Source organism: Streptomyces sp. col6 (assembly GCF_008042035.1).
GTDB lineage: Bacteria > Actinomycetota > Actinomycetes > Streptomycetales > Streptomycetaceae > Streptomyces.
Map to the genome: position 1 here is coordinate 1 of NZ_RDBL01000081.1, position 585 is coordinate 585.

At 72.8% G+C, this 585-nt stretch carries 1 protein-coding gene; it reads left to right on the plus strand.

What is annotated here, in order from left to right; genetic code table 11:
• Positions 1 to 8: 8 nt before the first annotated feature.
• A partial coding sequence (locus EAO73_RS35540) for a DNA cytosine methyltransferase (RefSeq protein WP_147975649.1) occupies positions 9 to 585 on the plus strand: 577 nt, incomplete at its 3' end.

Sequence of the window (585 nt, forward strand, 5' to 3'; positions counted from 1 at the left end):
GTTGCCGCATGAACCACTCCCGCGTCCTAGACCTGTTCGCCGGTCCCGGCGGCTGGTCGGAAGGCCTGTACGCCCTAGGACTCCGTGACATCGGCATCGAGATCGACCCGTCCGCGTGCGCCACCCGTACCGCCGCCCGGCACACCACGATCCGCGCCGACGTCGCCGACTACCCCACCGCACCGCTCCGCGGGAACGTCTCCGCGCTGATCGCCTCCCCGCCCTGCCAGACCTTCAGCGCCGCCGGCCTGCGCGCCGGAAACGACGACATCGACCTGTGCCACCAGGGCCTCGACGCCCTCGCCCGCGGGCACGACACCCGCACCGCCCTGCGCGCCGCCTGCACCGACCCGCGCTCCCTCCTCGTCGTCGAGCCGCTGCGCTACGCCCTGGAACTGCGTCCCGACTGGATCGCCTTAGAGGAAGTCCCGGCCGTGGCACCCCTGTTCGCGCACATTGCGGGCATCCTGCGCCGCCTCGGCTACTCGGCATGGACCGGCGTACTCAACGCCGCCGACTACGGCGTCCCCCAGACCCGCCGCCGTGCCTTCCTCCTCGCATCCCGCACCCGCACCGCGACACCGC